Here is a 24255-nt window from a genome sequence, read left to right as displayed (position 1 = left end):
GTCCCGTTTCCCGTACTACATGAACACCTACGGCATGCACTCCATCCACGGCCGTGCGCCGGCCATCGCCACGGGTCTCGCCGTGGCGCGGCCGGACCTGAGCGTGTGGGTGGTGACCGGTGACGGTGACGCGCTGTCCATCGGCGGCAACCACCTGATCCACACGTTGCGGCGCAACGTGAACCTCAAGATCCTGCTGTTCAACAACAGGATCTACGGCCTGACCAAGGGCCAGTACTCGCCGACCTCGGAGCCGGGCAAGGTCACCAAGTCGACGCCGATCGGCTCGGTCGACCACCCGTTCAACCCGGTGTCGCTGGCACTGGGCGCGGAGGCCTCCTTCGTCGGCCGGGCGCTCGACTCGGACAAGGCCGGTCTCACCTCGGTGCTGCGCCAGGCGGCGGAACACCGCGGCTCGGCGCTCGTGGAGATCTACCAGAACTGCCCCATCTTCAACGACGGCGCGTTCGACGTGCTGAAGGACGCGGACGAGGCACAGCGGCGGATCATCAACGTCGTCGACGGCGAGCCGATCAGGTTCGGTCGTGAGGGCGAGTACTGCGTGATCCGCGAGGGCTTCGGGCTCGCGGTCGCGAAGTCCGCGGACGTGGACGCGAGCGACATCGTCGTGCACGACGCGTCGGACCTGAACCTGTCGTTCGCGCTCTCGCGGCTGTCGACGCAGGACCTCACGCACACCGTCACGGGCGTGTTCCGGCGGGCGGACCGGCCGACGTACGACGACGGCGTGCGCGCGCAGGTCAACGAGGCCAAGAACGCCAAGGCCGCGGACCTGAGCAAGCTGTTGCACGGCAAGGACACCTGGACCGTGGTCGGCTGACCCCGGAACAATCTGAAGGGCCCGCCAGCACAGCCGGCGGGCCCTTCGCCATTTGAGATTCCTGAGCACGCAACGCATTCGTGATCGACTTCGTCAGAACGGTGTGAAGGACCCCGCCATACGCGGCACGACCGCGATCTCCTTGCTGCTGTTGACTTCATCCCTCGCACTCGGTGCCTGCTCGACGTCACGCCCCGCGTCGTACGGTCTGCCCGAACGCCCTCCCCCAGGCGTTGCCGCCGGACTGGAAACCCCGCGCGGACACATCTCCTTCCAGCCTCCGTTCCTGCCGATCTCGCTGGAGTTCGACGGACAGTCGCTGAAGGCGGAACTCGAAAGCAAGATCATCACGCCCATCGGGACGGTCAAGCTCGGCGGTTCCACCGGTGAAGTGCTCAAGCAGGACGGCAAGCCACTGCCCGCCGAACCCGCCGACGTCACTCAGCTGATCGTCTGCCAGCAGGGCAGCAACGGTCAGACCTGCGACGCAACCCGGATCAACACCGGACGCAAGATCACCGTGGAGATGAACGGGAAGTTCGTCCAGGAGGTCGAACGCAACCGCATCGTCATCCACGCCTCGCCCGGCTCCTCGGTCAAGCTGACCGACAACGGGCCGCCCTCGAAGAAGGACGATGTCCGCGGCCCAGCGCGTGCGGACATCGAGGAGTTCGACTTCCACGCCACCAGCCCCGACACCGACGTGGACCTGGAGCGTTCGCAGGGCGGTGTGCACGCTGATCTCCGGTACGACCACGTGACCGGCGTGCTGAGCATGATCAACGGTGCGAAACTCGCGCCGTACGACGTCTACAGCTGGTCCAAGCCCGGCAAGCCCACCGACTATCCCGGCGAGGCCGAGTGCCTCGCCGTGGAGCAGGACAAGTGGGTGGAACGACTGGACGAGGACCAGTTGGAGTCGGAGCACATCATCGTGTGCGTCAAGACCTCCGAGGGCGACCTCGGATACCTGCTGATCGTGCCCAACCGGGAGCTCAAGCCCGTGGCGTACTTCGTCTACTCCTACACCTGGGTCAGGTGACGCCTGAAGGGCCCGCCGGCGCACAACCGGCGGGCTCTTCGTCACCTCTGGTGCGAGCGACGGTCGTACGAGACCGCGTAGATCGTGCTGCGAGCGGCCAGCACCGGATCGTCGGACAGTTCGATGCCGGTCGCCAGCGAGGTCGGGTCGAACACCTGCGCCTGCCAGTACTCCTGGTCGGGTGCCTCCCCGATGATCTCGATCCGGCCGACGTCGACGGACCGGCGGTCGTCCGGCCACGCGACGGTCGAGTCGTGCGTCGGGTCGCCCGGCTCGCCGAACGTCACGCGCAGCACGAACGAGATCGGCAGCCGGTCGCGCAGTTCCTCGGTGAGGTGGTGCGGCGTCCACGACGCAGAATCCTCGGCGTCGACGATGCCCGCCTCCGGCACCCACGAATAGCGGATCGGGCGCACCACACCGGAAGCATCCCGCCACAGAAACGCGTGGATGGCCCAGTACTGCGTGGTGCCGTAGCTGGCCGGGATCGCGATGGTCTTGGCCGCCACCAGGGCGGGGCCGACGGTCGGGTGCGCGCCGACGAACGACTTGATGTGCGGCACGGACGGGTCGTGGGCATCGGTGTCCGCCTTGGCGGCCTTGATGAACTCCTCGAACTCCTCGGGCGTCGCCGCCACGAACCGCTGCACGTTCACCATCACCAGGTCGGTGTTGGTGCCGTCGGCGAGGTGGAACTTCGTCGCGAACCCCCGCACCGACCGGTCGCTGTCGAACGCGTGCGGGTTGGCGTCGGTGTGCGAGAAGCGAACGGTCGCGCGGACCGGCGCGCTCTGGAGGTGCGGGGCGGTCGTGAACGGCGCCGCGGCACCGTTGGGCGTGAACACGGCTTCGTAGACGAAGCCTCGGGCGTGGGCTCGGCGGAAGCCGTGGTGGGTGCCCTTCAGATTCTCGATCGAGTCCACAATGGTCGATGAAATCTGGGATTTCGCCAGCTCGGATGACATGCGTCGAAGCTATCGACGCACGTCATCCGCAGCCAGAACAGCGTTCCATTTGGCGGTGATCGATCAGGGAGCGGGTCGGAAGCCGGCCTTCTCCGCGTCCGCCTCGGTGCGGAACCACACGTCGGCGCGCGTCTCCACGAAGTTCGCGGAGCCCTCTGCGTAGTAACGGCGACCGGTCAGCGTGGCCTTCACCGCGAAGTCCGCGGCCGGCGCGTGGCCGTCCGACTTCGGCAGCACCGAGCCGGGACCGAACGGCGAGCGCGGGTTGAAGCCCTCCGGCTGCTGGAACCTCGCCCCCGAGGACGGGCTGCCCGCGGGCGTCCCGTTCGGACGGCCGCCGGTGGACGGCGAATATCCGACCGGACGCGGGCGGGCCGGCAGCGCGGCCGGCGTCGGCTGGGGTTCCGGCTTCGGGGACTCGAAGGCCTGGAACGCCGGGAAGCTCTGCTGACGCTGTGGCGTGGTGCGCCGGGCCTCGCGGATCGGCAGGCCCGCATCGGTGTGCCGCTGCGGCAGGTCCTCGATGATCGGTTCGGGGTCCGGCTCCGGCGGGGCGGCGAGCAGCGGCTCGTCGCTCGGCACGAACTTCGGCACGAACGGCTGGTCGTTGCTCGTGTCCGGCAGCGAGCGGGTCTGCCCGAGAGCCGGCAACGGCTCGTCGGCGTCCAGCAGCGGCTCGAACAGCGAACGCGGGGCCTCGGCGACCGGGGGCGCCACAGGTGCGGCGGGAACCTCGGTTCCGTGGGAGAACGCGGCGCCGACAGCACGCGGCGTGCGTTCCGGGACTTCGTCGAGCTCGACGCGCGGCTCGAACGCCGAGAACGGCGCGGGTGCCGGGGCACCGGGAGTGCTGAACGGCTGGGAGAACAGCGACTGCGTGTAGGAGACCTCGGGCTCGACGAACTCCTCGAAGACCTGCTCGGGCTCCTCGCGCAGTGCGTGCGCGGATTCCTGCTCGGGCTCGGGCTCCGGCTCCCGTTCGGGCTCCGTGAACGCCTGTTCCTCGGCGAGCGTCGACTCGAAGACGCCGTTGCGGACGCTCGGCGCGTCCAGGTCGATCGGCTCGACGATCGGCTCGATCAGGCCGGTCTGCTCGGCCGGGGACTCGGGCTCGACCTCGTGGGCCGGCTCGGTGAAACCGTCCAGCTGGCCGGAGATCTCGTCGCGCAGGCCGGGGTACTCACCGGTGAGGTCGCTGTCCGGCCAGCTGCTCTCCTCGACGGCGATGAACGTCGTCTGCTCGGAGCGGGTGCCGGCGGGCTCGTCCTCCTGCTCGGCGGCCTCGTCGAGGAACGCCTCCTGCTCCTCCTGGGCCCACACCTCACGAGGCTGGTAGATGAAGTCGTCGGCCTGGTCGTCCACCTCGGGGCCCGCGGTCGGCTGCGGGGCCGGGGCACCGGGCTCGGCGACCTGCTCGACCGTGGGCACGTACGACGTCTGCTCGGACGGGAGCTCCGGCTCGTCGTCGAAGTCCGCGGCCTCCAGACCGGAGAGCTGCAGGACCGTCGTCTGCTCCGCCGGGGTCTCGGCGGGGACGTCCTCCGGCGCGAGGCGCTCGAACAGCGACCTCGGGCGGTCGTCCTCGGCGTCGGCCAGTGCCTTCTGCTCGGCCAGCTGCTCCTCGAAGCGGCGCTGGGCCTCCTCCGGCTCCAGGTACTGGCGGACCGGCGCGGCCGGCTCCTCCTCGACCTCGGGCTGGGCCTCGAACGCCGTGGTCTCGTACGTCTCGGTCTCGTACGGCGCGCTCTCGTACGGCGCGGGCTCTGGCTCCTCCACGACCACCGGCGGCGGAAGCGGGAGCGGCGCCGGAGCGGGAGCCGGCACGGGCTCACCGAAGTAGGCGGGCGGCTCCACGTACGGCGCGGGCGTCGACGGAAGCGCCGGAACGGCCGTGGGCGGCGTCAGCACGTCGTCGCTCAGCGACCGCGGCGGCGCATCCCACTCGTCGACGTGGAAGTCGTCGACGGGAACTGGCGCGGCGACCGGCGAGGCCGAACGGCGCGCGTCGAGAAGTTGATCATCCAGGTCGGCAATCTGCTTTCGTGCGGGGCGCACCATCACCAACCAGGTGAGCAGTACTCCCGCAACGAAGGACAGCAGGCTCCACAGCCAGACCTGCCCGAAGATGTTCACGGGTAAGCCCCTTCTACGACCACACTCCGACCCCACTCACTCGGAAGGGTGAGCACGGCCAAACTACAGTGCCTTTGATGATGCTCCGTCACTACGCCGTTCAGCGCAAATAACGGGTGGAAAGCCCAGCGTAGAGTGGGATTTTGTGCCCCCTCTGACAACCTCGGCCATCACTTCGCGAGAAGTTCACACCCAGGGGCGAGGACTCACCTACGGCGCACTCGCCTACGTCCTTTGGGGCCTGTTCCCGGCGTACTGGCCACTCCTCGTACCCGCCCAGCCGGTCGAGGTGCTCGCACACCGGATCGTCTGGTCGTTCGTCACGCTCGCCATCGTCGTCATGATCCTCCGACGGTGGCGCCCTTTCCTCGAACTATCCGGAAAAGGCTGGCTGATCGTTACCGCAGCCGCCGTGTTGATCACGGTGAACTGGGGCACCTACATCTACGCGGTCAACGCCCACCACGTCGTGGAAGCCGCGCTCGGCTACTTCATCACGCCGTTGGTGAGCGTGGCGCTTGGCATGCTCTTCCTGAAGGAACGCGTGCGGCTGCCGCAGACCGTAGCGATCGCTGTGGTCATCGTCGCTGTGATCGTGCTCACCGTCGACTACGGCAGGCTGCCGATCGTCTCGCTGATCCTGGCCTGCTCGTTCGGCGTCTACGGGCTGCTCAAGAAGAAGGTGCCGCTGGACGCCGTCACCAGCCTCACCGCGGAGAGCATCGTTCTCGCCCCGCTCGCCGGCCTCTACCTGCTCACCCTGGGCAGCGCCAACACCTTCACGACCGAGGGCACCGGCCACACGTTGCTGCTCCTGAGCACCGGCATCGTCACGGTGATCCCGCTGGTGCTCTTCGGCGCGGGCGCGCAACGGATTCCGCTGATCACCATGGGCATGTTGCAGTACCTCGCTCCGGTGCTGCAGTTCGCCTGGGGTGTGTTCGTCGTGCACGAACCGATGCCGCCCAGCAGGTGGATCGGGTTCGCCCTCGTCTGGCTGGCACTCGCGATCTTCACCTTCGACGCGATGAAGAACCGGCGCAAGCAGACGCTCGCGCCGGTCAGCTGATCACTAGCGAGAACGTTCCACGACGTAGATCGCGAGGTCTTCAAGGGCGTTGCGCGCGGCACACTCCGGCAGCTTGCCCAGTTCCGTGCGGGCCCGGTCCGCGTAGTCGGCGAGCATGTCGCGCGACTTGTCCATGCCCTTGGACTTCCGCAGCAGAGCCAGGGCCTCGTCCACCAGCTCGTCCTCGACGATCGGTCCCGCCAGCAGCTCGGCGAGCCGCGTCTCGGACGGATCCGCCAGCGCGTAGAGCATCGGCAGCGTCTTCACGCCCTCGCGCAGGTCCGTGCCCGGCGTCTTGCCGGACGTCACGGACGGCGAAGCGATGTCGATCACGTCGTCGGAGATCTGGAACGCCGCACCGATCACCTCGGCGTACCGGCGCAGCGCGTCCGTCTGCTCCTCGGTCGCGTCGGAGAACATGCCGCCGAACCTGGCGGCGGTGGCGATCAGGACGCCCGTCTTCTCCTCGATCACCTTGAGGTAGTGGGAGATCGGGTCCTCGTCCGGCTTCGGGCCGACGGTCTCGCGCATCTGTCCGGTCACCAGGACCGAGAAGGTCTCCGCGATGATCCGCGCCGCGTCCGTGCCGAGATCGGCGGTGAGCCGGGACGCGTGGGCGAACAGAAAGTCGCCCGTCAGGATCGCGATGCTGTTGTCCCACTTGACGTTCGCGGAGACCGCTCCGCGGCGCATGGTCGCCTCGTCCATGACGTCGTCGTGGTAGAGCGTCGCGAGGTGGGTGAGCTCGACCACAGCGGCCGCCTTGATGACCTTCTCCCGGTCCCAGTCGGCGCCGAACTGCGATGCGAGCAGTGTGAAGAGCGGGCGGATCCGCTTGCCGCCCGCCTCCACAAGGTGAAGCGAGGTTTCCGTGACCGGGTGGAACTCGCTCTGCACGACGTCGTGCAGGATGCGCTCCACCTCGGCCAGGCCGTCCTGGACTACCTCGGTGAGCACGGGGTCCACCAACGCGAACCCCGGTCCCTCATGCTCGCTACTGGTCACACCAGCAGACTACGTACACCTAGCTGAGGAAGGAGCCGGTACCCGCCCAATCGAGCACGAAGGTGGGCCACAAACCCAGCACCAAGGTGACGACGGCACCCAACGTGATCGCGATCGTGGTGAACGCGCCGGGCACCGTCACGGTCGGGCCGTCCGGAGCCGGGTCGCTGAAGTACATCAGCACGATCACCCGCAGGTAGAAGAACGCCGCGACGGCCGAGGCCACCAGGGCGATCACCACGAGCGGCGTCAGGCCGGCCTCGATCGCCGCGCTGAACACGACGAACTTGCCGATGAAGCCGGACGTCAGCGGAATTCCGGCCAGGGCCAGCAGCAGGAACGTGAAGACGGCGGCCACGATCGGCGACCGCTTCGCGAGGCCCGCCCACTGCGACAGGTGCGTCGCCTCGCCGTCCGAGTTGCGGACCAGCGACACGATGCCGAACGCGGCGATCGTGGTGAAGCCGTACGCCAGCAGGTAGAACATGGTCGCGCTCACACCGGGGGCGTCGCCCTCCGGCGTCAGCGCGATGGAGCCGATCAGCAGGAAGCCCGCGTGTGCCACCGAGGAATACGCGATCATGCGCTTCACGTCGGTCTGGGTGAGGCCCAGGATCGCGCCGATCACCATCGACACGACCGCGACGCCGTAGAGCACGCCGCGCCACTCCCACTGCGTGTTCTCGAACGCCACCGTGAGCACGCGCAGGATGCCGCCGAACGCGGCGACCTTGGTGCACGCGGCCATGAACGCCGTCACCGGCGTCGGGGCGCCCTGGTACACGTCCGGGGTCCAGGCGTGGAACGGGCCGACGGCGGCCTTGAACAGCAGACCCACCACCAGCAGGCCGAAGCCCGCGAACAGCAGCGTGTCGGAACGGTCCGTGCCGCCGGCGGCGGTCGCGATGGCCGAGAGCTTCACCGAACCCGCGTAGCCGTACAGCAGAGCGACGCCGTACAGGAAGAACGCGGAGGCGAAAGCGCCGAGCAGGAAGTACTTCACGGCCGCTTCCTGCGAGAGCAGGCGACGGCGACGAGCCAGGCCGCACAGCAGGTACAGCGGCAGCGACAGGACTTCCAGCGCGATGAACATCGTCAGCAGGTCGTTCGAGGCGACGAACGTCATCATGCCGCCGAGCGCGAACAGCGTGAGCGGGAAGACCTCGGTCTGCATGCCGGTCTTCGTCGCCTGCGCGCGGTCCTGCACGGTGCCCGGACGGATCGCGGCCTGCGCCACGAACGCGCCACCGGGCTCCACCGAGCGATCGGCGATCAGCAACACCGAACCGAATCCCAGCACCAGCAACGTGGCCCACAGGAAGAGCGCCGGCGAGTCGACCGCGATCGCCCCCGCCAGCGTCGCCACGCCCTGCTCGGGACGCTCCGACGTCGCGTAGACGATCAGTGCGCCGACTGCACCGACCAGCGTCACGAGCGTCAGCACGAGCTGCACGGCCCACCGCTGATGCTTGGGCAGCAACGCTTCCAGCAGCACGCTGACGCATGCGGCGCCGAGCACGATCAGCAGCGGCGCGATGGCGCCGTAATCGATCTCCGGCGCCTCGATCGTCTGCGCCTGAGCGACGAGAAGGTTCACGTCACTTGCCTTCCTGCACGGTGACCGGGTCGGTCACGCCGACCTCGGTCAGCGTCGCCCCAACGGTCGGGGTGATGACGTCGAGCACCGGCTGCGGGTAGAACCCGAGCGCCAGCACGATGACAACGAGCGGTGCCAGCACTGCGATCTCACGCTTGTTGAGGTCGCCGATGGTGGTCTTCTTCTCCGGGTCGCCGACGGCTCCCGGACCGGCGGCCGCACCCACGAGCGCGTCGCCGCGCAGCGGGCCGGTCATGATCCGCTGGTAGAGCCACAGCACGTAGAGCGCCGCGAGCACCATGCCGACCGTCGCGATGATCGTGAACACCGGCTGCGTCGGGAACGAGCCGATCAGCACGAGGAACTCCGAGACGAACGAGTTCGTGCCCGGCAGCGACAGCGTGGTCAGACCCGACAGCAGCAGCATGCCCGCGAGCAGCGGCGCCACCTTCGACATGCCGCCGTAGTCGGCGATCAGCGACGAGCCACCGCGCGCGATCACCATGCCGACCACCAGGATCAGCATGCCGGTCGAGATCGAGTGGTTGAGCATGTACGACACCGAGCCCACGCCCGCCTGCGACGTGAACGAGAAGATGCCGAGCGCGATGAAGCCGAAGTGGGCGATCGAGACGTAGGCGAGGAACCGCTTCATGTCCCGCTGGCCCGTGGCGAGCAACGATCCATAAAGGACACCGGCCACCGCGAGCACGAGCACGAGCGGCGCCAGGTTCTTCGACGCCTCCGGGAACATCGGCAGCAGGTAGCGCAGCATGCCGAACGTGCCGACCTTGTCCAGGATGCCGACGACGATCACCGTGACGCCGATGGGCGCCTCGGCGGCCGCGTCGGGCAGCCAGGTGTGGAACGGCACGAGCGGCGCCTTGATCGCGAACGCCAGGAAGAAGCCGAGGAACAGCCAGGTCTGCGTCGTCGAGTCGGCGTCGCTGACCACCTTCACCAGCGTCGCCCAGTCGAACGTGCCCTTGCCCAGCTCGTCCGACGCCATCGCGTAGGCGCCGATCGCGGAGGCCAGCATGATCAGGCCGCCGAGGAACGAGTACAGGAAGAACTTGACCGCCGCGTACTGCCTGCGCGCGCCGCCGTAGCCGCCGATCAGGAAGTACATCGGGATCAGCATGACCTCGAAGAGCACGTAGAACAGGAAGACGTCGGTGGCGGCGAACACCGCGACCGTCACGGCCTCCTGGATCAGGATCAGCGAGAGGTACCCGCCCTGCGAACGGCCGGCGGGCAGCTTCTCCGTCCAGCCGGCACCGATCACCAGCGGGATCAGCAGCGCGATGACCGCGATCATCACCAGCGCGATGCCGTCGATGCCGAACTGCAGCCGCACGCCGAACGCCGGGATCCAGTCCACGCCCGCGGCGAGCTGAATGCGGTCGCCGTCCGGGTCGTAGGCGGCCCACAGCAGAACGGCGAGCACGAGCTCGACGAGCGAGAACGCCAGCGCGACGAGCTTGGCCTTCTTGTCGTCCTTGCGCAGGAACGCCACCACCAGCGCGCCGACCAGCGGCACCACCAGCAGTGCGATCAGAACCCAGGTCACGAGAACCTCACCACCAGGAGCGCCCCGAGCACGAAGATCGAGCCCAGCAGCATGGACAGTGCGTAGGAGCGGACGAACCCGGTCTGCAGCCTGCGCAACCGGCCCGAGCTACCGCCGAGCAGCGCCGCGGTCCCGTTGACCAGACCGTCGACGCCCTTCAGGTCGAAGAACACCAGCGCGCGGGTGAGCCAGGTGCCCGGCCGCGCGAACAGGGCCTCGTTCAGTGCGTTGCCGTAGAGGTCCGCACGGGCCGCGCGCACCGGCCAAGCCACCCGCACCGGCCGCTCGACCGGCTGCTTGCGACGGCCGAAGAGCAGGAACGCGAGACCGGCGCCCACCAGGGCGAGCACGACGGTCAGGATCCCGACCATGCCGTGCGAGATCACGCCGTGCTCTTCCTTCAGCTCGCCCAGCGAGGGCTCCAGCCAGCCGGCCAGACGTCCGCCGGAGGAGAGGAACCAGCCGCCACCGATCGAGCCGACCGCGAGGATGATCATCGGAACGGTCATCGTCAGCGGGGACTCGTGCGGGTGGTAGTCCTTGCCGTCCTCGGACTTCAGTTCCTTCCAGCGGGGCTTGCCCAGGAAGACGAGGATCAGCAGGCGCGTCATGTAGAACGCGGTCAGCGCGGCGCCGAGCAGCGCCACCCCGCCGAAGACGTACGGGCGCCAGCCCTCCCCGGTGAACGCCGCCGCGATGATGGCGTCCTTCGAGAAGTAGCCCGCGAACGGCGGGATGCCGATCAGCGCGAGGTAGCCGAGCGTCCAGGTGACGAAGGTGATCGGCAGGAACTTGTAGAGCCCGCCCATCCTGCGGATGTTGCCCTCGTCGTTCATGCCGTGCATGACCGAACCGGCACCGAGGAAGAGCCCGGCCTTGAAGAAACCGTGCGTCAGCAGGTGCATGATGCCCAGCGCGTAGCCGATCGGGCCGAGGCCCACCGCGAGGATCATGTAACCGATCTGCGAGACCGTCGAGTACGCCAGGACCTTCTTGAAGTCGTCGTAGGCGCAACCGATGATGCAACCGATCAGCAGCGTGACGCCACCGATGATCATGACGACCAGGCGGCCGTCCTCGCTCAGGTTGTAGAGCGGGTTGGAGCGGGCGATCAGGTACACGCCCGCGGTGACCATGGTCGCCGCGTGGATCAGTGCGGACACCGGGGTCGGGCCGGCCATGGCGTCCGGCAACCAGGCCTGGAGCGGGAACTGACCGGACTTGCCGCAGGCGCCCAGGAGCAGCAGCAGCGTGATCGCGAGGACCTCGGCCGAGGAGAACTCGCCGACGCGGCTGAAGACCTCGGTGTACTGCGTGGTCCCGAGCTTGTTGAACATCAGGAAGATCGCGATGGCGAGGCCCAGGTCACCGACGCGGTTCATCAGGAAGGCCTTCTTGGCCGCCGATGCCGCTTCCGGCTTGTACTGGTACCAACCGATCAGCAGGTATGAGGCGAGACCGACGCCCTCCCAGCCGAAGTACAGGGTCACGAAACCGTTGCCCAGCACCAGCAGGAGCATCGCCGAGACGAAGAGGTTGAGGTAGGCGAAGAACTTCCGCCTGCCTTCCTCGTGCGCCATGTAGCCGATCGAGTAGATGTGGATCAGCGAGCCCACACCGGTGATCAGCAGTACGAACGTCAGCGACAGCGGATCGATCCGCAGTCCGAACGCGACGGTCAGCGCGTTGACGTCGATCCAGTTGAACAGGTGCAGGTTCTGCACCCGCTCCTCTGCGTTCGAGATGCCGATCGTCGAGAAGAACAACGCGAGCGCGTAGCCGAACGACGCCAGCAACGTGGCGCTGCCGAGCAGGTGGCCCCACTTGTCGGCGCGCCTGCCACTGACCAACAGCACCGCCGCACCGAACGCGGGCAGCGCGAGCAACAACCAGGCGAAGCTCGCGACCCCGCTGGCGACAACAGGTTCCGTCACCGGTGACCCCTCAGTACTTCAGCAGGTTCGAGTCGTCGACCGAGGCCGAGCGACGCGTCCGGAAGATGGACATGATGATCGCGAGGCCGACGACGACCTCCGCCGCGGCGACGACCATCACGAAGAACGCCATCACCTGACCGTCGAGCGAGCCGTTGATCCGCGCGAACGTCACGAGGCTCAGGTTGACCGCGTTGAGCATGAGCTCGACGCACATGAAGACCACGATGGCGTTGCGGCGCACCAGAACGCCGACGGCGCCGATGCTGAACAGCAGTGCCGACAGCAGCAGGTAGTACGTGGGAGTCACGACTCACTTCCCTTGAGCGCGTGCGCGTCGGCCTCGTGCCCGGTGCCGGCCACGTCGGCGACGTCGTCCGAGAGCGTGGCCTTGTCGGTCGCCTCGATGACCTCGAACAGCGACTCCTCCGACACGCTGCCGTCGGGCAGCAGGGCGGGGGTGGCCACCGAGTTGGCGGTGGCGAAGACGCCGGGGCCGGGCAGCGAGCCGACCCGCCTGCCGTCCTGGAAGCGCTCCTCGACGAGTTCCTTCTGCGTCTTCTTGGAGGGCTTCCCGTCGCGGCCGACGAAGGCCAGGATCATCGCGCCGAGGGCGGCGGTGATCAGCAGCGCCGACGTGAGCTCGAACGCGAACAGGTAGTCCGTGAAGAGCTTCTGGCCGATGTTGCCGACGTTGCCGCCGTTCGTGGAGTTCGCCTCGGCCAGACCGCGGGGCTCGACCGCGTTCAGCGCGCGGCCGACCGAGCCGATCAGCAGCACGGCGAACCCGATGCCGAGCAACGCGGCCGCGAGTCGTTGTCCCCGAATGACTTCGACGACGGAGTCCGAACTGTCGCGGCCCACCATCATCAGCACGAACAGGAACAGCATCATGATCGCGCCGGTGTAGACGATGATCTGCACGAAGCCGAGGAACGGCGCCTGCTGGATCATGTACAGCACACCGAGGCTGAGCATCGTCACGACGAGCCACAGCGCGGAGTGCACCGCGTTGCGCGCGAAGAGCATGCCGAGCGCGCCGGCCAGCGCGAGCGGGCCGAGCACCCAGAACGCGATGGCCTCGCCCGTGGTCACGGTGTCGACCACGCGCTGCACGGGCTCCGGCTGCTGGGCCAGGAAGGTCAGGAGGCTCACTGCTGAGCCTCCTTCGCGAGCCGCGGGCCGTTGACGTAGTAGTCCTGCTCGTTGTCGCCGAGCCGCATCGGGTGCGGCGGCTGCTCCATGCCGGGCAGCAGCGGAGCGAGCAGGTCCTCCTTGGTGAAGATCAGGTCCTGCCGGTTGTCGTCGGCGAGCTCGTACTCGTTCGTCATCGTGAGCGAACGGGTCGGGCACGCCTCGATGCACAGGCCGCAGCCGATGCAGCGCAGGTAGTTGATCTGGTAGTCGGCACCGAAGCGCTCACCAGGAGAGAAACGCGCCTCCTCGGTGTTGTCGCCACCCTCGACGAAGATCGCGTCCGCCGGGCAGGCCCACGCGCACAGCTCGCAGCCGACGCACTTCTCCAGCCCGTCCGGGTGCCGGTTGAGCTGGTGACGGCCGTGGAACCGCGGCGCGGTCACCTTCTTGACCTCGGGGTACTCCTCCGTCACCACCTTCTTGAACATGGTGCCGAAGGTGACTCCGAAGCCTTTCAGGGACTCGAACATCCCTACTCAGCCTCCTTACCGGTGGTGACGGCTGCCGTCTCCTTGGGGAGAGTGGCGACCTTGACCTTGCGTTTCGGCGCGGCCTTGGGAACGACGAGGTCGAGCGGCGGCACGGGGAAGCCGGAACCCGCGAGCGGAACGCCCTTGGTGTCCTGGACCTTCTTGTCCGGCAGCAGGAACGAGACCAGCAGCACGAGGCCGACGATCACGCCGAGCGCGATGAGCCGCTGTGCCGTGGAGAGCTGCTGGATCGCGCCGGTGCGGATGACCGCGACGGCCATGATCCAGACGAGGCTGGTCGGGACCAGCACCTTCCAGCCCAGGCGCATGAACTGGTCGTAGCGCATGCGGGGCAGCGTGCCGCGCAGCCAGATGAAGATGAACAGGAAGCCCAGCGTCTTGATGATGAACCAGAGCAGGCCCCACCAGCCGGTGTTCATGAACTCGCCGCTCCACGGGGCGTGGTAGCCGCCGAGGAAGAGCGTGGTCGCGAGCGCCGAGACGGTCACCATGTTGACGTACTCGGCGAGGAAGAACAGCGCGAACTTCAGCGAGCTGTACTCCGTGTGGAAACCACCGACGAGCTCCGACTCGGCCTCGGGGAGGTCGAACGGGGCGCGGTTGGTCTCGCCGACCATCGACACGACGTAGATCGCGAAGCTGGGGAACAGCAGGAGGCCGAACCAGCCGGGCGCGAACCCGAGCACGGTGGTCGCCTGCGCGCCGACGATGTCACCGGTCGACATCGAGCCGGTGAACATGATCACCGCGACGATCGACAGGCCCATCGCGATCTCGTAGGAGATCACCTGCGCGGCCGACCGCAGCGCGCCGAGCAGCGGGTACGGCGAGCCGGAGGCCCAGCCGGACAACACGATGCCGTAGACGCCGATCGAGGAGCAGGCCAGCACCACGAGCACGCCGACCGGGAGGTCGACGAGCTGGAGCGCGGTCTGCTGGCCGAACAGGTTGACCTCGCCCGCGAGCGGGATCACCGAGAACGCGAGGAACGCGGGGATGCAGGAGATCACCGGCGCGAGGAAGAACACCCACTTGTCCGCGAGGACGGGACGGATGTCCTCCTTGAACGCGAGCTTCAGACCGTCCGCGAGCGACTGGAGCCAGCCGTTCGGGCCGACCCGGTTGGGGCCGGGGCGGTGCTGCATCCGCGCGACGACCTTGCGCTCCCAGTTGATCATGAACAGAGTCATGACCACGAGGAACGCGAAGATCGCGACGACCTTGATCAGGACGAGCCAGATCGGGTCGTCCGCGAGGAGCTTGGCGGTCTCGCCGATCTCCGCTGCGACGAACTGCTGGGTCATGACGTTCCTCCGCTGACGGAGACGATCGAGCCGTGGCCCGCGCCGAGCGTGCGGCGGACGGTCACGTCACCCGAGTTGGTGGGCAGCCAGATGACGCCCTCGGGCAGGTCGTCGGTCTCGACCGGGAGCGTGATCGCGCCGCGGTCGGTGGACACGGTGACCTGACCGCCGGAGGTCAGCCCGAACTGCCGCGCGGTGGTCTCGGCGACCTTCGCGACGACCGGGCGGGCCGTGCCGGCGAGGTTCGGCTCGTCCACCTGGAGCGAGCCGTTGCCGAGCAGGCGGTGCCAGGTGGCGAGCACGGCCTTGCCGGCACCGGCCGGGGACACCAGCGGCGCGGCGACGTTGAGCGAGGAACCGCTCGGCGTGCCCTCGCCCAGGCGGGCCAGGTCGGCGGCCGAGGCGGCGGGCGTCTGCGTGAACAGGTCCGCGTCCATCTCCACCGCGAGGGTGTCGAGCACGCGGCAGTCCGGCAGTGCGCCGGTGCCCTCGAGCGTCGCGCCGAACTCGCGGCGGCGGCCCTCCCAGTTGAGGTAGCTGCCGGACTTCTCGACCGCCGGGGCGATCGGGAGCACGACGTCGGCGTACGCGGTGGCCGCGCTCGGCCGCAGCTCCAGGCTCACGACGAACCCGGCGCCCGACAGGGCCTTCTCCGCGAGCCGCGGGTCCGGCAGGTCGAACGGGTCGACGCCGCCGATCAGCAGGCCGGACAGCTCGCCGTTCGCGGCGGCTTCGAGGATGCCCGTGGTGTCGCGGCCCGGCGTCGCGGGAAGCGAGCCCTCCTCGATACCCCAGGTGCGCTCGACCTCGGTGCGCGCCGCGGCGTTCGCGACGTGGCGACCGCCGGGCAGCAGGTTCGGCGTGGCACCGACCGCGAGCGCGCCGCGCTCACCGGCACGGCGCGGGATCCACGCGACCTTGGCGCCCGTGCGCTCCGCCAGCCTGGCGACCGCGGAGAACGCGCCGGGGATCTCGGCGGCGCGCTCGCCGACCAGGATCACCGAGCCAGGCTTGCCGAGCAGCTCGACGACGTCGGAAGCGTGCTCCGGCAACGCGTTGATGGCGTTCGCCTCGGCACCGGGCACGCAGGCGAGCAGCGTGCCGTAGGTCTTCTCCACGGCCGGGGTCGTGTACTGGCCGAGGTGGAAGACCTTCGTGGTGCCCTTGCGAGCGGACTTGCGCAGGCGCAGGAAGACGATCGGCGCCTCTTCCTCGGGCTCGAACGCGACCAGCAACGCGGCCGGTGCCTTCTCGATGCCTTGGAAGGTGACTCCGTTGTCCGGGTTCGTGAACACCGTGGTGCCGGACAGGAACTCCAGCTCCTCGGCGCTGTGCGGCCGGGCGCGGAAGTCGATGTCGTTGGTGTGCAAGGCGATCCGGGCGAACTTCGAGTACGCGTAGGCGTCCTCGACGGTCAGCCGGCCACCGGTGAGGACACCGACGCCGTTCGCTTCGCGGGCGGCGGTCAGACCGGCCGCCGCGACCTGGAGCGCCTCGGTCCAGGACGACTCGCGCAGCTCACCGGACTCGGCGTCGCGGACCAGCGGACGCTTGATGCGGTCACCGGTCGTGGCGTAGCGGAAGGCGAACCGGCCCTTGTCGCAGATCCACTCCTCGTTGACCTGCGGGTCGTCGCCGGCGAGCTTGCGCTGCACCTTGCCGCGCCGGTAGTCGGTGCGCTCGGCGCAACCCGACGAGCAGTGCTCACACACACCGGGCGCCGACACCAGGTCGAACGGCCGGGCGCGGAAGCGGTAGGCCGCCGACGTGAGCGCGCCGACCGGGCAGATCTGGATGGTGTTGCCGGAGAAGTAGCTCTGGAACGGCTTCTCCTGCGCGATGCCGATCTGCTGCTGCGAGCCGCGCTCCAGCAGTTCGATGAACGGGTCACCGGCGATCTGCGCGGAGAACCGGGTGCAGCGCTGGCAGAGCACGCAGCGTTCGCGGTCGAGCAACACCTGCGTGGAGATGCTGATCGGCTTCGGGAACGTCCGCTTGTGCTCGTGGAAGCGGGAGTCGCTGCGACCGTGGGCGAGCGCCTGGTTCTGCAGCGGGCACTCACCGCCCTTGTCGCAGATCGGGCAGTCCAGCGGGTGGTTGATGAGCAGCAGCTCCATCACACCCTGCTGGGCCTTGTCCGCGACCGGGGAGGTCAGCTGGGTCTTCACGACCATGCCGTCCGCGACGGTCATCGTGCAGGAGGCCTGCGGCTTCGGCATCGGCCGGCCGCCCATCTCGACCTCGACGAGACACTGGCGGCAGGCGCCCGCGGGCTCCAGCAGCGGGTGGTCGCAGAAGCGCGGGATGACCGTGCCGAGGCGCTCGGCCGTGCGGATCAGCAGCTCGCCCTTGGGCGCGACGACCGTCTCGCCGTCGATGACGAGCTTGACGTGTCCTTCTGGGACAACGACTTCAGCCGTGGTGGGCTTGTCAGGCGCGATGGTCATGCGTTCGCTCCAGCCAGGACCTTGGAGTTCTGGTCGCAAAGAGCCAGGAACTCGTCCTTGAAGTACTTGATGCCACTGGTGATCGGGCTGACGGCACCGTCACCCAGCGCGCAGAACGAGCGGCCGAGGATGTTGTCGCAGACGTCGAGCAACGTGTCGATGTCGCTCGCCGTGCCGTTGCCCGCCACCATCCGCTGCAGGATCTTCACGAGCCAGTACGTGCCCTCGCGGCACGGCGTGCACTTGCCGCACGACTCGTGCTTGTAGAACTCCGTCCACTTCATGACGGCCCACGGCACGGACACGGTCTCGTTGAAGATCTGAAGGGCGGTGGTGCCCAGCATCGAACCGGCCTCGGCGGCACCCTCGAAGTCCAGCGGCACGTCGAGGTGCTCCGCGGTGAACAGCGGGGTGGACGAACCACCCGGCGTCCAGAACTTGATCGGGATGCCGTCCTTCATGCCCCCGGCCATCTCCAGCAGCTGCCGGAGCGTGGTGCCCATCGGCGCCTCGTACTGGCCGGGCCGCGTGACGTGGCCGGACAGCGAGAAGATCTTCGGACCGGGCGAGCGGTCGCGGCCCATCTCGCGGAACCAGTCCGCGCCACCGTTGACGATGAAGGGAACCGACGCGATGGTCTCGACGTTGTTCACCACAGTGGGCGACGCGTAGAGGCCCGAGGTCGCGGGGAACGGCGGCTTGAGCCGCGGCTGGCCGCGCTTGCCCTCCAGCGAGTCGAGCAGCGCCGTCTCCTCACCGCAGATGTACGCGCCGGCGCCGGCGTGGATCACCACGTCGAGGTCGAACCCGCTGCCGAGGATGTTCTTGCCCAGGTAGCCCTTGGCGTACGCCTCGCGCACCGCCGCGTTGAGGCGGCGGATGCAGTGCAGGACCTCGCCGCGGACGTAGATCGCCGCGAAGTTCGCGCGGATGGCGAACGACGTGATGATCACGCCCTCGATCAGCGAGTGCGGGTCCGCCATCATCAGCGGGATGTCCTTGCAGGTGCCCGGCTCGCCCTCGTCGGCGTTGATGACGAGGTAGTGCGGCTTGCCGTCGCCCTGCGGGATGAAGCCCCACTTCATGCCGGTGGGGAATCCCGCGCCGCCGCGGCCGCGCAGTCCGGAGTCCTTGCACTGCTGGATGAGCTGGTCCGGGTGGGCCTTCAGCGCCTTGGGCAGGGCGGTGTAGCCACCGGTGCGCTCGTAGGTCTCGATGGTCCAGGACCTGGGCTCGGTCCAGCGCTTGGTGAGTACGGGAGTCAGCGGGTCAACCATGGTGTCCCTACTTCTTTTCCGGCAGGGCGGGGAACTCGGCGTTGGCCGGCATGGCCGGCGCGTCCCAGCCGCGTTCCTGGGCGATCTGCGCACCGGCCAGCGTCTCCGGCGCCGCCGACGGGCCGTCGAGGTCGGCGTCGCGACCCTCGAAGAACCCGGCGAGCTGGAGCTCGGCCTGCTTGAAGTCGGTGAGCGGCGCGCCGCGCGTCGGGGCGGGCTTGTCCCCTGACTGCAACGCCTTCACGAGTCCCAGCGCCTTGTCGGGCGTCTGGTTGTCGTAGAACTCGTAGTTGACCTGGAGCACCGGGCCGAGGTCGCACGCGGCGAGGCACTCGGCGTGCTCCAGCGTGATCGAGCCCGGCGTGCCCGGCTCGCCCGCGGTCTCCTCGTGGCCCACCCCGAGGTGGTCCTTGAGGGTCGAGTAGATGGCGTCGCCGCCGAGCGTCGCGCACAGTGTGTTCGTGCACACGCTGACCAGGTGCTCACCGCACGGGCGGCGCTTGTACATCGTGTAGAACGTCGCGACCGCGCTGACCTCCGCCTCGCTCAGGTCGAGCTGTCCGGCGCAGAACCGGATGCCGTCCTGGGAGACGTAGCCCTCGACCGACTGCACCAGGTGCAGCATCGGCAGCAGCGCGCTGCGGGCCTGCGGGTAGCGGGCGACGATCGCCTGCGCCCTGTCCACAGTGGACTGGTCGAAAGCGGTTTCCTGTGCCTGAGTCATCGGTCGCAACCACCCATCACGGGGTCGATCGAGGCGACGGACGCGATGACGTCGGCGACCATGCCGCCCTCGCACATCGCGGGCATCGACTGGAGGTTCACGAAGCTTGGTTCGCGCAGGTGCACGCGCATCGGCCTGGTGCCGCCGTCGGAGACGACGTGGTAGCCGAGCTCGCCGCGCGGCGACTCGACCGGCACGTAGACCTGGCCCGCCGGAACCTTGAAGCCCTCGGTCACCAGCTTGAAGTGGTGGATCAGGGACTCCATGGACTGGCCCATGATCTTGCGGACGTGCTCGAGCGAGTTGCCCATGCCGTCGCTGCCGATCGTGAGCTGCGCCGGCCACGCGATCTTCGCGTCCTCGACCATGACCGGACCGGTCGGCAGGCTCTTCACGACCTGCTTGATGATCCGCAGCGACTGGTGCATCTCCTCGAGCCGCAGCAGGTACCGCGCGAAGCAGTCCGCCGCGTTCGAGGTCGGCACGTCGAACTGGTAGTTCTCGTAGCCGCAGTACGGCTCGATCTTGCGCAGGTCCCAGGCGAGGCCGGCGGAGCGCAGGATCGGGCCGGTGATGCCGAGCGCGAGGCACGCGTCGACGGGCAGGTAACCCACGCCCGCCATGCGGTTGCGCCAGATCGGCTGGCCGGTGAGCAGCTTGTCGTAGTCCGGCAGCCGCTTTTCCATGATCTTGACGAACGCGGTGATCTTCTCGACCGCGTCGTCCGGCAGGTCCTGCGCGAGACCGCCAGGCCGGATGAACGCGTGGTTCATCCGCAGGCCGGTGAGGTGCTCCAGCAGGTGCAGGGCCTCTTCGCGCTCGCGGAAGCCGGAGGTCATGCCGGTGAGGGCACCGAGCTCCATGCCGCCGGTGGCGAGTGCGACGAGGTGCGAGCTGATGCGGTTGATCTCCATCAGCAGCACGCGGATCGCCTGCGCCTTGTCCGGCACCGTGACGCCGAGCAGCTTCTCGACGGCCATGCAGTACGCGGCCTCGTGGTGCAGCGGCGCGAGGTAGTCGGTGCGCGTGATGAAGGTGACGCCCTGGACCCAGTTCCGGTACTCGAGGTTCTTCTCGATGCCGGTGTGCAGGTAGCCGATGACGCTGCGGGCGTGCGTGACCGTCTCGCCCTCGAGCTCCAGGACCAGGCGGAGCACGCCGTGGGTCGAGGGGTGCTGCGGGCCGAGGTTCATGACGATGCGCTCGTCGTGGACCGCGTCCGCGAGCACCTCGTCCCAGTCGCCTCCGGTCACCGTGTAGACGGTGCCCTCGGTGGTCTTGCGGGAGTCGGCGATCTCGGGGGTGTCGACGCTGTCGCGGCCGGGGCCGCTGGTGTCGGTGCCCGTGGTCACGTCGGAAAGCCGCTCGGTCATGAGTAGGACCGCCTCTGGTCCGGCGGAGGAATCTCCGCGCCCTTGTACTCCACCGGGATGCCACCCAGCGGGTAGTCCTTGCGCTGGGGGTGTCCGTCCCAGTCGTCCGGCATGAGGATGCGGGTCAGTCCGGGGTGACCGTCGTAGATGATCCCGAACATGTCCCAGGTCTCGCGCTCCTGCCAGTCCGCCGTCGGGTAGACCTCGACGAGGCTCGGCACGTGCGGGTGCTCGACGTCGACCGCGACCTCCAGCCGCACGCGGCGGCGGTACGTCATCGACGTGAGGTGCGTGACCGAGTGCAGGCGCTGCGGCACGTCGGCGCCGTAGTCCACACCGGACACCGAGCTGCAGAGCTCGAAGCGCAGCGCCGGGGTGTCGCGGAAGATCCGCGCGACCTCCAGCAGCGTCTCCGGCTTGAGGTAGAAGGTGATCTCGCCGCGGTCGACCGTCACCTGCTGCACCGTGTCGGCGGGCAGGCCCTTCTCCGCGATCGAGGCGAACAGCTCGTCCGCGACCTCGTCGAACCAGCCACCGAACGGGCGCTCGGCGGGCGCGGAGACGTGGGCGGGCAGCCTCAGGCCACCGAAGCCCGACGTGTCACCGGAGCCGGTGACGCCGAAGAGGCCCTTGCGCTCATGGCCGGCGAACAGCGGCGCCTTGGCCTCGGCTCCGTTGGTTTCGAGGCCCTCGACAGCGCGCTGGGCGCTGGAGTGCTCTCCCCCTGGCTCGGTCACTTCTTCCTCGCAAAACGCTCGGAGGACGGGATGAGATCGGTGCGGTAGCCCGAGTCGGCGAGTGCCTTGGCGCGCACGGCGTTGAGCGGCTCGTCCATGATCTTGGCGTGGATCTTGAGGATCGCGTCCATCAGCATCTCCGGCCGCGGCGGGCAGCCCGGCAGGTACATGTCGACGGGCACGACGTGGTCGACGCCCTGCACCACCGCGTAGTTGTTGAACATGCCGCCAGTGCTGGCGCACACGCCCATCGCCAGCACCCAGCGCGGCTCGGGCATCTGGTCGTAGATCTGCCGGAGCACCGGCGCCATCTTGTTGGTGACGCGGCCGGCCACGATCATCAGGTCCGCCTGGCGCGGTGAGGCCCGGAAGACCTCCATGCCGAAGCGGGCCAGGTCATACCGCGGACCACCCGTCGTCATCATCTCGATGGCGCAGCAGGCCAGGCCGAAGGTGGCAGGCCACAGCGAGGACTTGCGGGTCCAGTTGACCAGCTTCTCGACGCTGACCAGCAGGATGCCGTTCGGGAGCTTCTCCTCGAGACCCATGACTTCCTCAGTTCCAGTCGAGGCCGCCGCGACGCCACACGTAGACGTACGCGAAGCCGACCGTGGCGACGAACAGGACGATCTCCACCAGCCCGAACAGGCCGAGCTTGTCGGCCGCTACGGCGAACGGGTAGAGGAAGACCATTTCGATGTCGAACAAGATGAACAGCATCGCCGTCAGGTAGTAGGCGACGGGCATGCGCCCACCACCCACGACCGGCTGCGGGCTCGGCTCGATGCCGCACTCGTACGCGTCGAGCTTCGCCTTGTTGTAGCGGCGCGGTCCGATGTAGGGAGCCGCGGTCACCGAGAACAGTGCGAACGCCCCGGCGAGCGCGAACATCAATACGAGGGGGAGGTAAGGGTCAAGCACGCTCCGTCGTCCTTTCCTCGCGGTCGCCCGCACCCTAAGGGTGTTGTTCTCCAGCGCGTTTGTTAGGCGAACCTAACAAACGCTTGTGAAACAGTTCACAAGCTAGTTCAGACTGTTGTGAAGTGATTCACAAGGTCGCCCGCCAGTGTAGAACGCCTGTAAATGACCTAGATCACAGGGTCTGACCTGGGGCTTTAACGTGGTCGACACATGCGAAACGGCACCGGCTCGTATTGAGCCGGTGCCGTCACCTATTCGGAGTAATTTACGCGCTGGGAGCGAGCTTCGTGGCGGCCACGATCAGGCGGTCCATTGAGTCGCCGTCCTTGGGGTCGTAGAGGCCCGCCAGGAGCTTGAGCACCAGTTTCATCAGGCGTTTGCGCGGCATTCCGTACTTCGTTGCGGTCCGCATGATCGCCGGGTTTCCGATGAGCTTCGAGAAGACGTTCCCGAGCCGGTAGTAACTGCCGAGCGCCTCTTCGATCCGAACCGGGTAGCCGTGCAGCGCCCGTTCACGGTTGACGCCGGTCCGCGCGAGTGCCTGAACGATCGACTCGGAGGCGATCCTGGCCGACTCCATGGCGTAGCCGATGCCCTCGCCGTTGAACGGGTTGACCATGCCGCCGGCGTCGCCGACCAGCACCAGCCCGGCCCGGTAGTGCGGCTTGCGGTTGAGGCCCATGGGCAGGGCGGCGCCGCCGATGCGGCTCGTCGCGTTCTCCTCGCGGAAGCCCCACTCCTCGGGGGTGCCGTCGAGCCATGACCTCAGGAGCTGGCGGTAGTCGGTGGTGCCGTAGGCCTTTGACGTGCTGAGAATGCCGAGGCCGACGTTCACGCTGCCGTCGCCCATGCCGAAGATCCAGCCGTAGCCCGGGAGCAGCTTGCCGTCCGGGGCCCAGAGTTCGAGGTGCGACTCGAGGTAGTCGTCCTTGGTGCGCGGGCTGGAGTAGTAGCGGCGGACCGCCACGCCCATGGGCTTCGCGTCGTCCTTCTGGAGACCGACCGACAGGGCCAGACGTGCTGACACACCGTCACAGCCGACGACGATCGGGGCCCGGTAGGTGACCGGGTTCTTTTCCGGTCCCTGCTTGGCTTCGACGCCGACGACCCGGCCGTTCTCGATGATGGCCTTGGTGACCGTGGTGTGCTCGTGCATGCGCGCGCCGGCAGCCTTCGCCGCGTTCGCGAGCATCTCGTCGAAGTCCATGCGCGGGCGGACCAGGCCGTAGTTCGGGAACGTGGCCAGGTCCGGCCAGTCCAGCTCCATGGTGACGCCGCCGCCTACGACTCGGAGGCCCTTGTTGTGGAGCCAGCCGTTCTCTTCGCGGGTGTCGATGCCCAGGTCGATGAGCTGCTTGACGCCACGAGGGGTCAGGCCGTCGCCGCAGACCTTCTCCCTGGGGAAGGTGCTCTTCTCCAGGAGGAGAACGTCGAGGCCCGCCCTGGCGAGGTAGGTCGCCGCGGTCGAGCCCGCCGGTCCCGCCCCCACCACGATGACGTCGGCGTCCTCGTTGATCCCGCGCCTGCTCATCCAGACTCCCTGCGTGTACCGGTCACAGCTTCTGCTGGCGACTCTAACCGGACATTGCTGAGGGTCTGTTGCCGTGCGGGTCTAGTTGCGTGCGGGT

21 protein-coding genes are annotated in these 24255 nt (G+C 68.1%); 3 read left to right on the top strand and 18 right to left on the bottom strand.

The window, feature by feature from the left end; genetic code table 11:
* Together BM417_RS43260 and BM417_RS43255 are read left to right on the top strand one after the other, a co-directional pair.
* Positions 1-841, top strand: an 841-nt coding sequence (locus BM417_RS43260) for a 2-oxoacid:ferredoxin oxidoreductase subunit beta (protein WP_093605934.1), incomplete at its 5' end; no start/stop codon positions are given.
* Between the two features lie 151 nt (positions 842-992).
* On the top strand, positions 993-1883 hold the full coding sequence (locus tag BM417_RS43255) for a hypothetical protein (RefSeq protein WP_143139068.1): 891 nt from the start codon (positions 993-995) through the stop codon (positions 1881-1883).
* Positions 1884-1924: 41 nt separating this feature from the next.
* Here BM417_RS43255 and BM417_RS43250 read toward each other — a convergent pair whose 3' ends face one another.
* A complete protein-coding gene (locus tag BM417_RS43250; protein WP_093605912.1) occupies positions 1925-2848 on the bottom strand; it encodes a catalase family peroxidase in 924 nt (307 codons plus the stop codon).
* A 63-nt stretch (positions 2849-2911) separates the two neighbouring features.
* Positions 2912-4981 (bottom strand): sunset domain-containing protein, encoded by a 2070-nt coding sequence (locus tag BM417_RS43245; protein ID WP_093605911.1) that lies wholly within the window; start codon positions 4979-4981, stop codon positions 2912-2914.
* Positions 4982-5126: 145 nt separating this feature from the next.
* On the opposite strand from BM417_RS43245, the gene rarD reads away from it, so the two are divergent.
* Positions 5127-6050: an EamA family transporter RarD gene (gene rarD / locus BM417_RS43240; RefSeq protein ID WP_093605910.1), complete on the top strand. Its 924-nt coding sequence runs from the start codon at positions 5127-5129 to the stop codon at positions 6048-6050.
* Positions 6051-6053: 3 nt separating this feature from the next.
* Here the strand turns inward: rarD and BM417_RS43235 are convergent, their stop codons facing one another.
* The 16 genes from BM417_RS43235 to BM417_RS43160 form a co-directional block, all read right to left on the bottom strand.
* The gene (locus tag BM417_RS43235) at positions 6054-7055 is read right to left on the bottom strand and encodes a polyprenyl synthetase family protein (RefSeq protein ID WP_093605909.1); all 1002 of its coding nucleotides are present in this window, start codon (positions 7053-7055) and stop codon (positions 6054-6056) included.
* Positions 7056-7074: 19 nt separating this feature from the next.
* Positions 7075-8652, bottom strand: a complete 1578-nt coding sequence (gene nuoN / locus BM417_RS43230) for an NADH-quinone oxidoreductase subunit NuoN (RefSeq protein WP_093605908.1) — start codon at positions 8650-8652, stop codon at positions 7075-7077.
* Position 8653: 1 nt separating this feature from the next.
* Positions 8654-10222, bottom strand: a complete 1569-nt coding sequence (locus BM417_RS43225) for an NADH-quinone oxidoreductase subunit M (RefSeq protein WP_093605907.1) — start codon at positions 10220-10222, stop codon at positions 8654-8656.
* Positions 10219-12156 (bottom strand): NADH-quinone oxidoreductase subunit L, encoded by a 1938-nt coding sequence (nuoL, locus tag BM417_RS43220; RefSeq protein ID WP_093605906.1) that lies wholly within the window; start codon positions 12154-12156, stop codon positions 10219-10221. The genes BM417_RS43225 and nuoL overlap by 4 nt, the downstream gene beginning before the upstream one ends.
* Positions 12157-12166: 10 nt before the next feature.
* Complete coding sequence (gene nuoK / locus BM417_RS43215; RefSeq protein WP_030473209.1) at positions 12167-12466, bottom strand: NADH-quinone oxidoreductase subunit NuoK; 300 nt, start codon at positions 12464-12466, stop codon at positions 12167-12169.
* Complete coding sequence (locus BM417_RS43210) at positions 12463-13311, bottom strand: NADH-quinone oxidoreductase subunit J (RefSeq protein ID WP_407656218.1); 849 nt, start codon at positions 13309-13311, stop codon at positions 12463-12465. The genes nuoK and BM417_RS43210 overlap by 4 nt, the downstream gene beginning before the upstream one ends.
* On the bottom strand, positions 13308-13823 hold the full coding sequence (nuoI, locus tag BM417_RS43205; protein ID WP_093605905.1) for an NADH-quinone oxidoreductase subunit NuoI: 516 nt from the start codon (positions 13821-13823) through the stop codon (positions 13308-13310). The genes BM417_RS43210 and nuoI overlap by 4 nt, the downstream gene beginning before the upstream one ends.
* Positions 13824-13825: 2 nt before the next feature.
* Positions 13826-15121, bottom strand: coding sequence for an NADH-quinone oxidoreductase subunit NuoH (gene nuoH, locus BM417_RS43200; RefSeq protein ID WP_093605932.1), 1296 nt, complete (start codon positions 15119-15121; stop codon positions 13826-13828).
* Between the two features lie 23 nt (positions 15122-15144).
* Positions 15145-17595 (bottom strand): NADH-quinone oxidoreductase subunit G, encoded by a 2451-nt coding sequence (locus BM417_RS43195; RefSeq protein WP_093605904.1) that lies wholly within the window; start codon positions 17593-17595, stop codon positions 15145-15147.
* Positions 17592-18872 carry an NADH-quinone oxidoreductase subunit NuoF gene (nuoF, locus tag BM417_RS43190; RefSeq protein ID WP_093605903.1) on the bottom strand — a complete coding sequence of 427 codons (1281 nt, stop codon included), beginning with the start codon at positions 18870-18872 and terminating at the stop codon, positions 17592-17594. Before nuoF ends, BM417_RS43195 begins: the two co-directional genes overlap by 4 nt.
* Before the next feature lie 7 nt (positions 18873-18879).
* The gene (gene nuoE / locus BM417_RS43185; protein ID WP_093605902.1) at positions 18880-19596 is read right to left on the bottom strand and encodes an NADH-quinone oxidoreductase subunit NuoE; all 717 of its coding nucleotides are present in this window, start codon (positions 19594-19596) and stop codon (positions 18880-18882) included.
* Entirely contained in the window at positions 19593-20969 is a 1377-nt protein-coding gene (locus BM417_RS43180) for an NADH-quinone oxidoreductase subunit D (protein WP_093605901.1), read from the bottom strand. The genes nuoE and BM417_RS43180 overlap by 4 nt, the downstream gene beginning before the upstream one ends.
* Complete coding sequence (locus BM417_RS43175; RefSeq protein WP_093605900.1) at positions 20966-21706, bottom strand: NADH-quinone oxidoreductase subunit C; 741 nt, start codon at positions 21704-21706, stop codon at positions 20966-20968. Before BM417_RS43175 ends, BM417_RS43180 begins: the two co-directional genes overlap by 4 nt.
* Positions 21703-22254: a NuoB/complex I 20 kDa subunit family protein gene (locus BM417_RS43170; protein WP_086666372.1), complete on the bottom strand. Its 552-nt coding sequence runs from the start codon at positions 22252-22254 to the stop codon at positions 21703-21705. Before BM417_RS43170 ends, BM417_RS43175 begins: the two co-directional genes overlap by 4 nt.
* A 7-nt stretch (positions 22255-22261) precedes the next feature.
* Positions 22262-22627 carry an NADH-quinone oxidoreductase subunit A gene (locus tag BM417_RS43165; RefSeq protein WP_030478224.1) on the bottom strand — a complete coding sequence of 122 codons (366 nt, stop codon included), beginning with the start codon at positions 22625-22627 and terminating at the stop codon, positions 22262-22264.
* 265 nt (positions 22628-22892) lie between these two features.
* Positions 22893-24158: a geranylgeranyl reductase family protein gene (locus BM417_RS43160; protein WP_093605899.1), complete on the bottom strand. Its 1266-nt coding sequence runs from the start codon at positions 24156-24158 to the stop codon at positions 22893-22895.
* Positions 24159-24255: the final 97 nt, after the last annotated feature.

It is taken from the genome of Lentzea waywayandensis (assembly GCF_900115955.1).
Lineage (GTDB): Bacteria > Actinomycetota > Actinomycetes > Mycobacteriales > Pseudonocardiaceae > Lentzea > Lentzea waywayandensis.
Note: the sequence above shows the minus strand (reverse complement) of the source record. Positions and strands in the feature narration are given on the sequence as shown.

Coding starts and splice junctions, on each gene's coding strand:
- nuoI (WP_093605905.1), bottom strand. CDS start 13,823: ATGTTCGAGTCCCTGAAAGGCTTCGGAGTCACCTTCGGCACCATGTTC.
- BM417_RS43250 (WP_093605912.1), bottom strand. CDS start 2,848: ATGTCATCCGAGCTGGCGAAATCCCAGATTTCATCGACCATTGTGGAC.
- BM417_RS43160 (WP_093605899.1), bottom strand. CDS start 24,158: ATGAGCAGGCGCGGGATCAACGAGGACGCCGACGTCATCGTGGTGGGG.
- BM417_RS43170 (WP_086666372.1), bottom strand. CDS start 22,254: ATGGGTCTCGAGGAGAAGCTCCCGAACGGCATCCTGCTGGTCAGCGTC.
- nuoF (WP_093605903.1), bottom strand. CDS start 18,872: ATGGTTGACCCGCTGACTCCCGTACTCACCAAGCGCTGGACCGAGCCC.
- BM417_RS43195 (WP_093605904.1), bottom strand. CDS start 17,595: ATGACCATCGCGCCTGACAAGCCCACCACGGCTGAAGTCGTTGTCCCA.
- nuoE (WP_093605902.1), bottom strand. CDS start 19,596: ATGACTCAGGCACAGGAAACCGCTTTCGACCAGTCCACTGTGGACAGG.
- BM417_RS43180 (WP_093605901.1), bottom strand. CDS start 20,969: ATGACCGAGCGGCTTTCCGACGTGACCACGGGCACCGACACCAGCGGC.